The 12,282-nt window shown below is 74.4% G+C and carries 13 protein-coding genes; 8 read left to right on the top strand and 5 right to left on the bottom strand.

Features of this window, described 5'->3' with window-relative positions:
- Entirely contained in the window at positions 1-1,158 is a 1,158-nt protein-coding gene (locus ABZ885_RS05365) for an alpha/beta hydrolase (protein WP_360183591.1), read from the top strand.
- Positions 1,159-1,190: 32 nt separating this feature from the next.
- Here ABZ885_RS05365 and ABZ885_RS05360 read toward each other — a convergent pair whose 3' ends face one another.
- On the bottom strand, positions 1,191-2,174 hold the full coding sequence (locus ABZ885_RS05360) for a YafY family protein (RefSeq protein ID WP_360183589.1): 984 nt from the start codon (positions 2,172-2,174) through the stop codon (positions 1,191-1,193).
- 102 nt (positions 2,175-2,276) lie between these two features.
- On the opposite strand from ABZ885_RS05360, the gene ABZ885_RS05355 reads away from it, so the two are divergent.
- A complete protein-coding gene (locus ABZ885_RS05355) occupies positions 2,277-2,855 on the top strand; it encodes a TIGR03086 family metal-binding protein (protein ID WP_360183587.1) in 579 nt (192 codons plus the stop codon).
- Between the two features lie 78 nt (positions 2,856-2,933).
- Here the strand turns inward: ABZ885_RS05355 and ABZ885_RS05350 are convergent, their stop codons facing one another.
- The gene (locus ABZ885_RS05350; RefSeq protein ID WP_360183585.1) at positions 2,934-3,947 is read right to left on the bottom strand and encodes an aldo/keto reductase; all 1,014 of its coding nucleotides are present in this window, start codon (positions 3,945-3,947) and stop codon (positions 2,934-2,936) included.
- Positions 3,944-4,411 carry a MerR family transcriptional regulator gene (locus ABZ885_RS05345; protein ID WP_360183617.1) on the bottom strand — a complete coding sequence of 156 codons (468 nt, stop codon included), beginning with the start codon at positions 4,409-4,411 and terminating at the stop codon, positions 3,944-3,946. Before ABZ885_RS05345 ends, ABZ885_RS05350 begins: the two co-directional genes overlap by 4 nt.
- A 187-nt stretch (positions 4,412-4,598) precedes the next feature.
- On the opposite strand from ABZ885_RS05345, the gene ABZ885_RS05340 reads away from it, so the two are divergent.
- Entirely contained in the window at positions 4,599-5,432 is an 834-nt protein-coding gene (locus ABZ885_RS05340; RefSeq protein WP_360183583.1) for a serine hydrolase domain-containing protein, read from the top strand.
- A gap of 10 nt (positions 5,433-5,442) precedes the next feature.
- On the opposite strand, the gene ABZ885_RS05335 is transcribed toward ABZ885_RS05340, so the two are convergent.
- Positions 5,443-6,219: a pirin family protein gene (locus ABZ885_RS05335; RefSeq protein WP_360183581.1), complete on the bottom strand. Its 777-nt coding sequence runs from the start codon at positions 6,217-6,219 to the stop codon at positions 5,443-5,445.
- Positions 6,220-6,529: 310 nt separating this feature from the next.
- On the opposite strand from ABZ885_RS05335, the gene ABZ885_RS05330 reads away from it, so the two are divergent.
- From ABZ885_RS05330 to fabF, 5 genes are all read left to right on the top strand, one after another.
- A complete protein-coding gene (locus ABZ885_RS05330) occupies positions 6,530-7,726 on the top strand; it encodes a helix-turn-helix domain-containing protein (protein ID WP_360183615.1) in 1,197 nt (398 codons plus the stop codon).
- 91 nt (positions 7,727-7,817) lie between these two features.
- On the top strand, positions 7,818-8,765 hold the full coding sequence (locus ABZ885_RS05325) for an ACP S-malonyltransferase (protein ID WP_360183580.1): 948 nt from the start codon (positions 7,818-7,820) through the stop codon (positions 8,763-8,765).
- Positions 8,762-9,793: a beta-ketoacyl-ACP synthase III gene (locus ABZ885_RS05320; protein ID WP_360183578.1), complete on the top strand. Its 1,032-nt coding sequence runs from the start codon at positions 8,762-8,764 to the stop codon at positions 9,791-9,793. Before ABZ885_RS05325 ends, ABZ885_RS05320 begins: the two co-directional genes overlap by 4 nt.
- Before the next feature lie 80 nt (positions 9,794-9,873).
- Positions 9,874-10,116, top strand: coding sequence for an acyl carrier protein (locus ABZ885_RS05315; protein ID WP_360183576.1), 243 nt, complete (start codon positions 9,874-9,876; stop codon positions 10,114-10,116).
- Positions 10,117-10,263: 147 nt separating this feature from the next.
- Positions 10,264-11,529, top strand: a complete 1,266-nt coding sequence (fabF, locus tag ABZ885_RS05310) for a beta-ketoacyl-ACP synthase II (RefSeq protein ID WP_360183574.1) — start codon at positions 10,264-10,266, stop codon at positions 11,527-11,529.
- Between the two features lie 138 nt (positions 11,530-11,667).
- Here fabF and ABZ885_RS05305 read toward each other — a convergent pair whose 3' ends face one another.
- Positions 11,668-12,162 carry a DUF3145 domain-containing protein gene (locus ABZ885_RS05305; protein WP_238740953.1) on the bottom strand — a complete coding sequence of 165 codons (495 nt, stop codon included), beginning with the start codon at positions 12,160-12,162 and terminating at the stop codon, positions 11,668-11,670.
- Between the last annotated feature and the right edge of the window lie 120 nt (positions 12,163-12,282).

The raw sequence follows: 12,282 nt of genomic DNA, 5'->3' as shown, positions 1-12,282 counted from the left end.
GTGCTCGCCGATGCCGGCGCCGCCGCGGCCCAGGCCGCCGCCTCCACCGAGCAGCTCGCGATCTCCACACCCCCGGCCGGCAGTGCCGCCTGGGTCCAGGACCACTCCTTCGGGCGTTCCCTGCCCGATCCGGCCGCCACCACGCCGGCCGCCGCCGCCGAGTTCTTCGCCTCGCTGGCGCCCACCGAGCTGGACCGGCTGATCCAGGACTACCCGCTGGTGGTCGGCAACTTCGACGGCGCCCCGGTCGAGCTGCGCTACCGCGCCAACCGGATCGCGCTCACCGCCGAACGCGACGCCGCCCGGGCCCGCGCCGCCGACCAGAACCTCGACTCCGACCTGCGGGCGCTGGCCGTCTCCCGCGCCAACGACGTCGAGCACCTGCTCGCCCCCGAGCGCCAGGTCCTCGCCTTCGACCCGCGCGGCCGCGGCCTGGTCACCGAGGTCTGGGGCGACCTCGGGAACGCCGACCGGATCTCCGTGCTCGTCCCCGGCTCGGACGCCGACCTCGGCCACCACGACCAGGCGGTCGAGCCGCTGCGCTCCCCCGCCGGAATGGCCCGCGCGCTGTACGCCGAGCAGCACCGGCAGGCCCCCGGCACCCGGACCGCGGTGATCTCCTGGACCGGCTACGTCACGCCCTCCGGCCTCGGGCCGGACGCCGTCACCTCCCGGCTCGCCGACGTCGGCGCACCCCGGCTGGAGCGGCTGCTCGCCGGGCTCAAGGAGACCACCCGGCCGGACGCGCCGCCGTCCCTGCTCTGCCACTCCTACGGCTCGGTGGTCTGCGGCAGCGCCGCCCCCGAGATCCCGCGGGCGGCCTCCTCGCCGTCCGACACCTCCGGGGTCACCGACCTGATGGTCTTCGGCAGCCCCGGCATGGGCGTGCAGAGCACCGCCGAACTGGGCACCGGCGTCCACGTCTGGGCCACCCGCAACGGCAGCGACTGGATCAGCAACGTGCCGTACCTGGAGGTCGGCGGGCTCGGCCACGGCGCCGACCCCACCTCGGCCGACTTCGGCTCCGAGCAGATCTCCTCGGCCCGCTCCTCCGGCCACAACGGCTACTTCACCGAGGGCACCGACAGCCTGCACAACTTCGCGGCCATCTCGCTCGGCCACTACGAGGACGTGGTCCGCCCCGCCGCGGACGCCTGAGCCGCACGGCCGCCGGCCGCCCCCGACCGTCGCTAACCCTCCCGGTAGAGCCGGGCCGCTTCGGCGGCGGCCCGGGCCAGCTCGCGGCGGGCCGCGGGCGGCGCCAGCACCTCGGCGTCCGCACCGAAGGCCAGCAGCGCGCGGACGGCAGGCAGCGACTGGAAGGCCATCGCCAGCTCCATCCACTCCTCCCCGCCCCCGGGCCCGGTGCAGGACGGCTCGGGCGGCGGCGCGGTGATCCGGGCGCCGTGGATCCGGACGAACATGTCCAGCCGGGCGCGCCGCACCCGCACCTTCACCGGCACCTCCTTCGGCAGCCGCTCGACCTGCTCGCGCAGCACCGTCCAGACCTCGCCGAGCCCCACCCCCGGACGGCGCCGCACCGGGTCCTCGACGGTCTCGGCGGCCAGCACCCGATCGGCCCGGAACAGCCGGGGCTCCCCCTGCAGATCGGCCACCAGGTACCAGACCGCGGCCTTGGAGACCAGGCCGTACGGGTCGACGGTGTACTCCACCGGCACCGGCGTACCGCTGTGGCGGTAGCGCAGCCGCAGCCGGCGGTCGGCGAAGACGGCGTGCTGCAGCTCGCCGAGGTCCGGCCCGGCGGGCACCCCGGGCTGCAGCCAGCGGGCCGGGTCGACGAGCACCCGCTCGCTGATCCGCTCGGCGGCCGGGCGGTGCGGGGCGGGCAGCGCGGCCATCACCTTGCGCAGCGCCGAGCCCAGCGCACCGTCCAGCCCGAGGTCGCTGTGCGCGCCCTGGGCGGAGAGCACGAACAGGGCCCGCGCCTCGTCCGCGGTGAGACCGCTGACGTCGGTGCGGTAGCCGGGCAGCAGCGCGATCCCGCCGTGCCGGCCGCGCTCGGTGTAGACCGGGACCCCGGCCGCCGAGAGCGCCTCCACGTCGCGGTAGATGGTGCGGACCGACACCTCCAGCCGTTCGGCCAATTCGGTGGCGGACACCCGGCCGCGCGTCTGGAGCAGCAGCAGTATCGAGAGCAGGCGGTCGGCCTTCATGCCGGAAGGATCCCAGAAAGCCTGACGGCGGTTGTCAGGTTTTACCGGGAGATTGCCTCCCAGAAGACGAAAGACCTTCCGTACCGATGGAGTTGACCCCGCATGGACACCACCCAGGACCCCCGCCCGCTGTACCTCCTCGCGCTCGGCCAGCTGGAGAAGCTGATCGCCGAGGTGACGCCGGACGCGCTGGGCCGCTCCACCCCCTGCACCGAGTACGACCTGCGGCAGCTGCTCGGCCACGTGGTCGGCGGCGTGCACCGCTTCGCCTACATCGGCGAGGGCGGCCGGGCCGAGGACGTCGTGGCGGCCACCGGCGACCTGCCGGACGACGCGTGGCCGGCCGCCTTCGCCCGGGCCCGCGCCCGGGCCACCGCCGCCTGGGCGGACGACGCCAAGCTGGACCGCCCGTCCTTCGCGCCCTGGGGCGAGGTCCCGGGCCGGGCCGCCGTCGGCGGGTACGTGATGGAGGTGGTCACCCACTCCTGGGACATCGCCCGGGCGCTGCGCAGCGGGACCGCCCTGGACGAGCAGCTGGCCGAGGTCGCGCTGGGGATCGCCCTGGCCGTCCTGCCGGCCGACCGCCGCGGCGGCCCGGTGCCGTTCGGCGAGGTGCGGCCCGCACCGGCGGGCGCGGACGCCTACACCCGGCTGGCCGCCTGGCTGGGCCGCGAGCTCTGAGCGGCGGGGTCCCGGCCGCGCGTGCGGGCCGCGGCGGGCCCGGGAGCAGCCGCTCCCGGGGCCGGGGCTCCGCCCCGGCTACTCCCGGCCGACCGAGGTGAAGGCCATGTCCGGGTAGCGGTCGCCGGCGACCAGGCCGGCCACCGGCTCCAGCGCGGCCAGCTCCCCGGCGTCCAGCCGCAGCGTCGCGGCGGCGGTGTTCTCGGCGAGCCGGGTGCGCTTGCGGGTGCCGGGGATCGGAACCACCGTCAGCCCGTGCACCTCGGCCCGCTGCTGGACCCAGGCGAGCGCCACCTGGGCGGGGGTGATCCCGCGTGTCCCGGCGATCGCCCGGAGCGGGCCGAGCAGCCCGGTGTTGGCCGCCGCGTTGCCGCCGGAGAACCGCGGCTGGCTGCGCCGGATGTCGTCCGCGGCGAGCTCCTCGGCGGCGGCGAACGAACCGGTCAGGAAGCCCCGCCCGAGCGGGGAGTACGGCACGAAGGCGACGCCCAGCTCGGCCGCGGCCGGCACCGCCGAGCGCTCGACGTCCCGGGCGAACACCGACCACTCCGACTGCAGGGCGGCGATCGGGTGCACCGCGTACGCCTCGCGCAGCTCGGCGCCGGTCACCTCGGAGAGCCCGAGGTGGCGCACCTTGCCCGCCCGCACCAGCTCGGCCATCGCGCCGACCGACTCGGCCAGCGGCACGGCCGGGTCACGGCGGTGCATGTAGTAGAGGTCGATCACGTCCACGCCGAGCCGGCGCAGCGAGGCGTCCACGGCGGCGCGGACGTACGCCGGGTCGTTGCGGATGCCGCGGTGCCCCGGGTCGTCCTCCCGGCGCTCGATGGCGAACTTGGTGGCGAGCACCACCCGGTCGCGGTTGGCGCGGACGAAGGGGCCGATCAGCTCCTCGTTGCGGCCGAAGCCGTAGGCGTCCGCGGTGTCGAAGAGGGTGACACCGCGTTCGAGGGCGGCGTCCAGGGTGGCCAGCGCCTCGGAGGTGTCGGTCGGGCCGTAGAACTCGCTCATGCCCATGCACCCGAGGCCCTGCACGCCGACGGCCGAACCGTCGGTGCCGAGCTGCGCGGTGGGGAGAGTGGGGAGGCTCATGCGGTCTGCTTCCTCTGCGGAGTCTGCGGGAGGTCCGCCGGTCCGCCGCGGTCGGCGATCTTCCCGGCGTAGAGGTCGATCTTGTAGTCGAGGACGGCGAGGGTCGCGTGCAGGTCGGCGATCCTCTGCCGGACCTCCTCGCGGTGGGCGAGCAGCAGGTCGCGCCGGTCCTCGAAGGTCTGCTCGCCGAGACGGGCCAGTTCGACGTACTTGAGCATGTCGGCCACCGTCATGCCGGTCAGCCGCAGCCGGCCCAGGAAGGCCAGCCGGTGCAGGTCGGCGTCGCAGTAGCTGCGCCGGCCGGAGGCGGAGCGGTCGACCGGGTCGAGCAGGCCGATCCGCTCGTACCAGCGCAGGGTGTGGGCGGTCAGTCCGCTGGCCGCCGCGACCTCGCTGATGCTGTGCCGCGGGGTGCGGTCCGGTTCGCCGACCGGGCTGCTGAACACCTCGGAGCACGTCCGCATGTCGACCTTGATCGGAGCGAGTGTTGCCATGACCGGAACCCCCAGTGGTGAGCGGCCCGCTTCGGACGAGCAGGCACGACGCTAGCGAGTTGGAGTGCACTCGAAGCAAGCCTGCCAGCCGGGTGCCCGGACCACCCGGCTGGGCGGCCCGCGGGAACGGCCGGGAGGTCCCGTTAGAGTCGGGCGCATGGAGAGCTTGCGGATGATCGAGACCTGGCCGGTGCCCCACGCGGCGGCGGCCGTCGTGCGGGGCGCGGACGGCGCGGTGCTGGGCGGGCACGGCCCGCAGGACCACCTGTTCCCGCTGGCGTCGGTGACCAAGCTGCTCACCTCGTACGCCGTGCTGGTCGCGGTCGAGGAGGGCGTCTTCGAGCTGGACGACCCGGCCGGCCCGGAGGGCTCCACCGTCCGCCACCTGCTGGCGCACACCTCGGGGCTGGCCTTCGACGAGCACCGGACGATGGCCGAGCCGGGCAACCGCCGGCTCTACTCCAACGCCGGCTTCGACGTGCTGGCGCAGACCCTCCAGCAGGCCGCGGGCATCGAGTTCGGCCGGTACGCCGCCGAGGCCGTGTTCGAGCCGCTCGGCATGCGGTCGACGCTGATCAACACCGCGCACAAGTCCCCGGCCGGCGCCGGCGGCCTCTCCACGGTGGCCGACCTCGCGCTGTTCGCGGCCGAGCTGCAGGCGCCCAAGCTGCTGGACCCGTCCACCGTGCGCGCCGCCACCCGCGAGGTCGCCTTCCCCGGCACCAGCGGCGTGCTGCCCGGCTTCGGCCACCGCCGGCCGAACGACTGGGGCCTCGGCTTCGAGATCCGCGACGGCAAGGCGCCGCACTGGACCGGGACCACCAACTCGCCCGCCACCTTCGGCCACTTCGGCCAGTCCGGCACCTTCCTCTGGGTGGACCCGGAGGCCGGCGTCGCCTGCATCGCGCTGACCGACCGGGACTTCGGGCCGTGGGCCGCCGAGGTCTGGCCGGTCCTCGGCGACGCCGTCCTGGCCGAACTGCGTAGCTAGGACAGGCCCGTCAGCCGTACGCGACCGGGGAGTGCATCTCCCAGAGCAGCAGCTGGGCACCGTCTTCGCCGGCCGTCGGGTCGGCGAAGGCGTCGCCGGTGATCCGGACGCTGTCGCCGGGCACCATCGAACGCCCGCCGCCCTGCGGCCCGGGCACCGTGCGGTAGCCGAGCGAACCGGCCGTCAGGTGCGCGTACCGCCAGTCGGCGGCCGGGAGTACGGGCAGCGGCTGCCAGGGGCCGGCGGTGGCCAGCCAGAGCGCGGCGTCGCTGCGGCGCAGCCGCAGGGCGTCCGTGCCGGCGTCCCGCTCCAGGCCGGAGGCGAGCAGCGTCAACCCGTCGTCCGCCGGTTCCACCCGGCGCAGCGCGTACGCCGGGGGCGCGTCGAACACGTCCGGCTGGAGCCACATCTGGACGAAGCGGACCGGCCCCGCGGCACCGCCGACGTTGCGCTCGGTGTGGGTGACGCCGGAGCCGGCGCTCAGGTGCTGCAGCATGCCGGGGCGGACCACGCCGCTGTGGCCCCGGGAGTCGCGGTGGGCGAGCGCGCCCTCCAGCACCCAGGTGAGGATCTCGGTGTCCCGGTGCCGGTGCTCGTCGAACCCCGCGCCGGGGGCGAGCCGCTCCTCGTTGCACGCCAGCAGCGCGCCGAAGTGCGTGTTCTTCGGGTCGTAGTGGCCCGAGAAGGAGAACGCGTGTCTGGTCTCGATGCCCTCGGCCGGGGCGGAGAGGTAGCGCTCGGCGGTGCGGCGCAGGTCGGCGCGGGGGCGGGCGGGGGCGTCGGTCACGGCCCCACGGTAACGTGCGCGAAGGCCCGTTCCGGGCGCTCCGGACCCGGCGCCGCCGCGCCTCCCCGGGCCGGCGGCCGGCAGGCGCCGCCGGCTCCGGCGCGCCCCGCGGCGCGCACGGTGTAACGGGCGCCACCGTGCCGCTCCGCCGGGGGGCGTGCACGAGCAGTCACTCCGGTGAGGCAGTCTTGTCCTTGTGCCAGCCGCATCCGCGAACTCCAAGAGCGATCCGACCGCCGAGCCCGAGAAGAACGGGAAGGGCCCGACCCCCGGGGCGGGCCGTGACCGTCCCGGCCGCGCGGCGCCACGCCTGACCGCCCAGGAGCGCAGACTCGCCGCCGAGCGGGCCGAGCGCCGGGCCGCGACGCTCAAGCGGCTGGAGAAGTCCGCGGGCAAGCTGGCCACCGCGGCGATCGCGCGGATGGACGACCAGCTCGGCTGGTACCGGCGGATGCCGCCGGAGCACCGCTCCTGGATCGGCCTGGTCGCCCAGGCCGGCATCGCCGCCTTCACCGAGTGGTACCGGCACCCCGACACCCCGCAGGCGATCTCCACCGACGTGTTCGGCACCGCGCCGCGCGAGCTGACCCGGGCGATCACGCTGCGCCAGACCGTCGAGCTGATCCGCACCACGATCGAGGTGATGGAGGAGGCCATCGAGGAGGTGGCCGCCCCCGGCGACGAGGCGGACATGCGCGAGTCCGTGCTGGTCTACGCCCGCGAGATCGCCTTCGCCACCGCCCAGGTGTACGCCCAGGCGGCCGAGGCGCGCGGCGCCTGGGACGCCCGGCTGGAGGCCCTGGTCGTCAACTCGCTGCTCTCCGGCGACGCGGACGAGGGCGTGCTGTCCCGGGCCGCCGCGCTCGGCTGGGGCCAGCCGAGCCAGGTCCGGGTGGTGATGGGCAGCGCCCCGGACGGCGACAGCGAGCTGGTGGTGGAGGCGATCCGCCGCGCCGCCCGGTACGCCAAGCTGCACGTGCTGACCGGCGTGCTGGGCAAGCGCCTGGTGGTGGTGGTCGGCGGCGAGAAGGAGCCGGTGCACGCGGCGCGCGCCCTGATCGGGCAGTTCGCGCCGGGCCCGGTGGTGGTCGGCCCGACCGTGCCCGACCTGCTCTCGGCGACCCGCTCGGCGCACGCCGCCGCGGCCGGCCTGCGGGCCTGCGCCGCCTGGCCGGACGCGCCCCGCCCGGTCCTGGCGGACGACCTGCTGCCCGAGCGCGCGCTCGCCGGCGACCAGGCGGCCCGCCGCCAGCTGGTGGAGGAGATCTACACACCGCTGGACGAGGCCGGCTCGGCACTCCTGGAGACCTTGAGTGTCTACCTGGAACAGGCGTCCTCGCTGGAGGGCGCCGCCCGGATGCTCTTCGTCCACCCCAACACGGTGCGCTACCGGCTCCGACGTGTGACTGACGTCACGGGCTACGCTCCGTCCGACGTACGTTCGGCGTTCACGCTGCGTATCGCACTGGCGCTGGGACGACTCACCGCGGCCGGGGAGCAGGGCTGACCCTCGATGTAGGGACCTTACAATCCCGGATGCTTTTCTTCGTTACCGTCGCCTACCCGCCCGCGGGCGTCCGGCGAGAGAGGGTTGAACCGTGCTCGTAATCGTCGCCCCTGGACAGGGTGCCCAGACCCCCGGTTTCCTCAGCCCCTGGCTGGAGCTCGACGGTGTCGCCGACCGCCTGCGTGGCTGGTCGGAGGTCGCCGGGCTCGACCTGGTGCACGCCGGAACCGAGGCGTCCGCCGAGGAGATCAAGGACACCGCCGTCGCCCAGCCGCTGCTGGTGGCCGCCGGCCTGGTGACCGCCCGCGCGCTGTTCCCGGACGAGGACCACGCCCGTCGGGTGGTCGGTGCCGTGGCCGGCCACAGCGTCGGCGAGATCACCGCCGCCGCCGGTGCCGGGGTGCTGTCCGCCCACGACGCGCTGACCTTCGTCCGCGAGCGCAGCCTGGCCATGGCCGAGGCCGCCGCCGCCACCGAGACCGGCATGATCGCGGTCCTCGGCGGCGACGCCGAGGCCGTCGCCGCCAAGCTGGCCGAACACGGCCTGACCGCGGCCAACAACAACGGCGGCGGCCAGATCGTCGCCGCCGGCACGCTGGCCCAGCTGGACGCCCTGCGCGAGGACCCGCCGGCCGGCGCCCGCCTGATCGCCCTCAAGGTCGCGGGCGCGTTCCACACCGAGCACATGGCGCCCGGTGTCGAGCGGCTGGCCAAGCTGGCCCCGACGCTGCCGGCCGAGGACCCGAAGGTCGCCTACGTCTCCAACCGGGACGGCCAGGTCGTGACCTCCGGCGCCGAGGTGCTGGACCGCCTGGTGTCGCAGGTCTCCAACCCGGTCCGCTGGGACCTCTGCATGGAGACCCTGCAGCGGCTGGGCGCGACCGCCGTCATCGAGCTCGCCCCCGCGGGCACCCTCACCGGACTGGTCAAGCGCAACCTCAAGGGTGTGGCCACGCTTGCCCTGAAGACCCCCGCCGACCTGGACAAGGCCCGCGAGCTCGTCGCGGAACACGGCGGGCAGGAGGAGAACCAGGCATGACCACTCCCCAGATCAAGCCGGTCGGCGGCGCCCAGTACGCGCGCATCCACGGCGTCGGCGGCTACCGCCCCGTCCGGGTGATCCCGAACGCCGAGGTGCTGAACTGGATCGACTCCTCGGACGAGTGGATCCGCACCCGCAGCGGGATCGCCGAGCGCCGCTGGGCCGGCCCGGAGGAGTCCGTCGCCGAGATGTCGGTGCAGGCCGCCGGCAAGGCCATCGCGCACGCCGGGATCGACGCCGCACAGATCGGCGCCGTGATCGTCGCGACCGTGTCGCACCTCAAGCAGACCCCCGCGATCGCCACCGAGATCGCCGAGCGGCTGGGCTGCGGCACCGCGCCGGCCTTCGACATCTCGGCCGCCTGCGCCGGCTTCGGCTACGGCCTGGGCCTGGCCGACGGCATGATCCGCGGCGGCAGCGCCGAGTACGTGCTGGTGATCGGCGTGGAGCGGCTCAGCGACCTGACCGACACCTCGGACCGGTCGACCGCCTTCATCTTCGGTGACGGCGCCGGCGCCGCGATCGTCGGCCCGTCCGACACGCCCGGCATCGGCAAGGTCATCTGGGGTTCGGACGGCTCCCAGAAGGACGTCATCTCGCAGACCCAGGCCTGGGACACCGCCTTCGCCAAGGAGGACGCCGTCAACGGCGCCGGCGAGGGGACCAGGTGGCCGGCCCTGCGGATGGAGGGCCAGACGGTCTTCCGCTGGGCGGTCTGGGAGATGGCCAAGGTGGCCCAGCAGGCGCTGGACGCCGCCGGGATCACCGCCGACCAGCTCGGGGCGTTCATCCCGCACCAGGCCAACATGCGCATCACCGATGCCATGATCAAGGCGCTGAAGCTGCCGGAGTCGGTGCCGGTCGCCCGCGACATCACCGAGACCGGCAACACCTCCGCCGCCTCCATCCCGCTGGCGATGGAGCGCATGCTGGAGAGCGGCGAGGCCCGCAGCGGCGACCTCGCCCTGATCATCGGGTTCGGGGCGGGTCTGGTCTACGCGGCGGCAGTCGTTACGCTCCCCTAGGCACTTTTCGCCCAACCATCCACAAAGCCTGCGTCCGTCCGCCGGGCGGCCGCATTCAACACCGAAGAGGAGCAGCCAGTATGGCTACCAAGGACGAGGTCCTGGAAGGTCTCGCTGAGATCGTCAACGAGATCGCCGGCATCCCGACCGAGGACGTCGAGCTCGACAAGTCCTTCACCGATGACCTGGACGTCGACTCGCTGTCCATGGTCGAGGTCGTCGTGGCCGCCGAGGAGCGCTTCGACGTGAAGATCCCGGACGACGAGGTCAAGAACCTGAAGACCGTCGGCGACGCGGTGGACTACATCCTCGCCAACGCCTGAGCGTTCGACCCGATCGACGCCTGACGTCGGCCGGCTCCCCCCGAGCCGGCCGACCCGCCGGCCGGGACGCCCCTCCGGGCGCCCGGCCGGGCCCCACCCCCCGGCGCGCCGCCGCAATCCCGCACGAACGTGAGAGAAGAAGATCCAGTGACCGTTGAAAACCGTACCGTGGTCGTCACGGGTATCGGCGCCTTCACGCCGCTGGGCGGCGACGCCGCCACCACCTGGGAGAACCTGCTCGCCGGGCGCTCCGGGGTGGCTGCCCTGACCGAGGAGTGGGCGGCCGACCTGCCCGTCCGGATCGCCGCGCGCACCGCCGTCGACCCGGCTGAGATCCTCCCCCGCCCGCTGGCCCGCCGGCTGGACCGCTCGGCGCAGTTCGCGCTGATCGCGGCCCGCGAGGCCTGGGCCGACGCCGGCTACGAGACCCCGGCGACCGACGAGTCGTCGAAGCTGGCCCCCGAGCGCCTGGGCGCCGTGATCGCCTCCGGCATCGGCGGCGTCACCACCCTGCTCGACCAGTACGACGTGCTGAAGGACAAGGGCGCCCGCAAGGTCTCCCCGCACACCGTCCCGATGCTGATGCCCAACTCCCCGGCGGCCAACGTCGGCCTGGAGGTCGGCGCCCGCGCGGGTGTGCACACCCCCGTCTCCGCCTGCGCCTCCGGTGCCGAGGCCATCGGCTACGCGATCGAGATGATCCGCACCGGCCGCGCCGACGTCGTGGTGGCCGGCGGCACCGAGGCCGCGATCCACCCGCTGCCGATCGCCGCGTTCGCCAACATGATGGCGATGTCCAAGAACAACGACGAGCCCGAGCGCGCCTCCCGCCCGTACGACAAGGGCCGCGACGGCTTCGTGCTCGGCGAGGGCGCGGGCGTGGTCGTGCTGGAGTCGGTCGAGCACGCCGAGGCGCGCGGCGCCCGCATCTACTGCGAGGCCGTGGGCCAGGGCCTGTCCTCGGACGCCCACCACATCGCCCAGCCGGAGCCGACCGGCGCCGGCGTGGCCCGTGCGCTGGCCGACCTGTTCGAGCGCAACGAGCTGGACAAGGCCGAGATCGTGCACGTCAACGCGCACGCCACCTCGACCCCGCAGGGTGACACGGCCGAGCTGAAGGCGCTGCGCAAGGAGCTCGGCGAGCACCTCGACCACATCGCCGTCTCGGCCACCAAGTCGATGACCGGCCACCTGCTGGGCGGCGCCGGCGGCATCGAGACCGTCGCCACCGTGCTGGCCCTGCACAGCCGGACCGCCCCGCCGACCATCAACGTCGAGGCCCTGGACGACGACGTGGACGCGGACATCGTCCGGGACGAGCCGCGCACGCTGCCCGAGGGCCGGATCGCGGCGCTGAACAACTCGTTCGGCTTCGGCGGCCACAACGTGGTGCTGGCCTTCCGCACCGTCTGATCCCGCACGCGAAGGGGGCCGGCGCTCAGGACGAGCGCCGGCCCCCTTCCGGCTTTCCCGCGACGGCGGACGGACCGGTGGCGCGTCCGGCCGGCGGTGTCCGACCGGAGGCGACGGGCCGAAGGTGCCGGGCCGGTGTCAGACCACCTGGTGCAGCCAGCGCACCGGGGCGCCCTCGCCGGCGTAGCGGAACGGCTCCAGCTCGTCGTCCCAGGGCTTGCCGAGCAGCCGGGAGATCTCCGCCTCCAGGTCGGCCCCCTCGCTGCGGGCGCGGAGCAGGACGGCGCGCAGCCGGTCCTCGGGGATCAGGATGTCGCCGTGGATGCCCGTGACGGCGTGGAAGATGCCGAGCGTGGGCGTGCTGCTGTAGCGCTCGCCCTCCGCCGTGGCGCAGGGCTCGCTGGTGACCTCGTACCGCATCAGCTGCCAGCCGCGCAGGGCGGAGGCGAGCTTCGAGGCCGTACCGGGCTCGCCCTGCCAGGAGAGCTCGGCGCGCCAGTGCCCGGGTGCGGCCGGCTGGCGGATCCAGTCCAGACTCACCCGTACACCGAGCACCCCTGCGACGGCCCACTCGACGTGCGGGCACAGCGCGCGGGGCGCGGAGTGGACGTACAGGACTCCACGTGTCGTCACCGGGACCTCCAGGCTGTGGACGAGGGTCGCCTTCCCCAGCTGCCTCGCGTTCGCGCCTGTAGTTGATCCACAGTTACCCACGTTAGCCGACATTAAGCCACTAAATTGAGCAAAACGGAC

The organism is Kitasatospora sp. NPDC047058 (assembly GCF_040643935.1).
Classification (GTDB): Bacteria; Actinomycetota; Actinomycetes; order Streptomycetales; family Streptomycetaceae; genus Kitasatospora.
This window is presented reverse-complemented; position numbering and strand designations above follow the sequence as displayed.

Bases quoted from the DNA above. Each gene is read 5' to 3' on its own strand.
- ABZ885_RS05360 (WP_360183589.1), bottom strand. From the start codon at position 2,174: ATGAAGGCCGACCGCCTGCTCTCGATACTGCTGCTGCTCCAGACGCGC.
- ABZ885_RS05320 (WP_360183578.1), top strand. From the start codon at position 8,762: ATGACCACTCCCCAGATCAAGCCGGTCGGCGGCGCCCAGTACGCGCGC.
- ABZ885_RS05355 (WP_360183587.1), top strand. From the start codon at position 2,277: ATGGACACCACCCAGGACCCCCGCCCGCTGTACCTCCTCGCGCTCGGC.
- ABZ885_RS05345 (WP_360183617.1), bottom strand. From the start codon at position 4,411: ATGCGGACGTGCTCCGAGGTGTTCAGCAGCCCGGTCGGCGAACCGGAC.
- ABZ885_RS05350 (WP_360183585.1), bottom strand. From the start codon at position 3,947: ATGAGCCTCCCCACTCTCCCCACCGCGCAGCTCGGCACCGACGGTTCG.
- ABZ885_RS05315 (WP_360183576.1), top strand. From the start codon at position 9,874: ATGGCTACCAAGGACGAGGTCCTGGAAGGTCTCGCTGAGATCGTCAAC.
- ABZ885_RS05340 (WP_360183583.1), top strand. From the start codon at position 4,599: ATGGAGAGCTTGCGGATGATCGAGACCTGGCCGGTGCCCCACGCGGCG.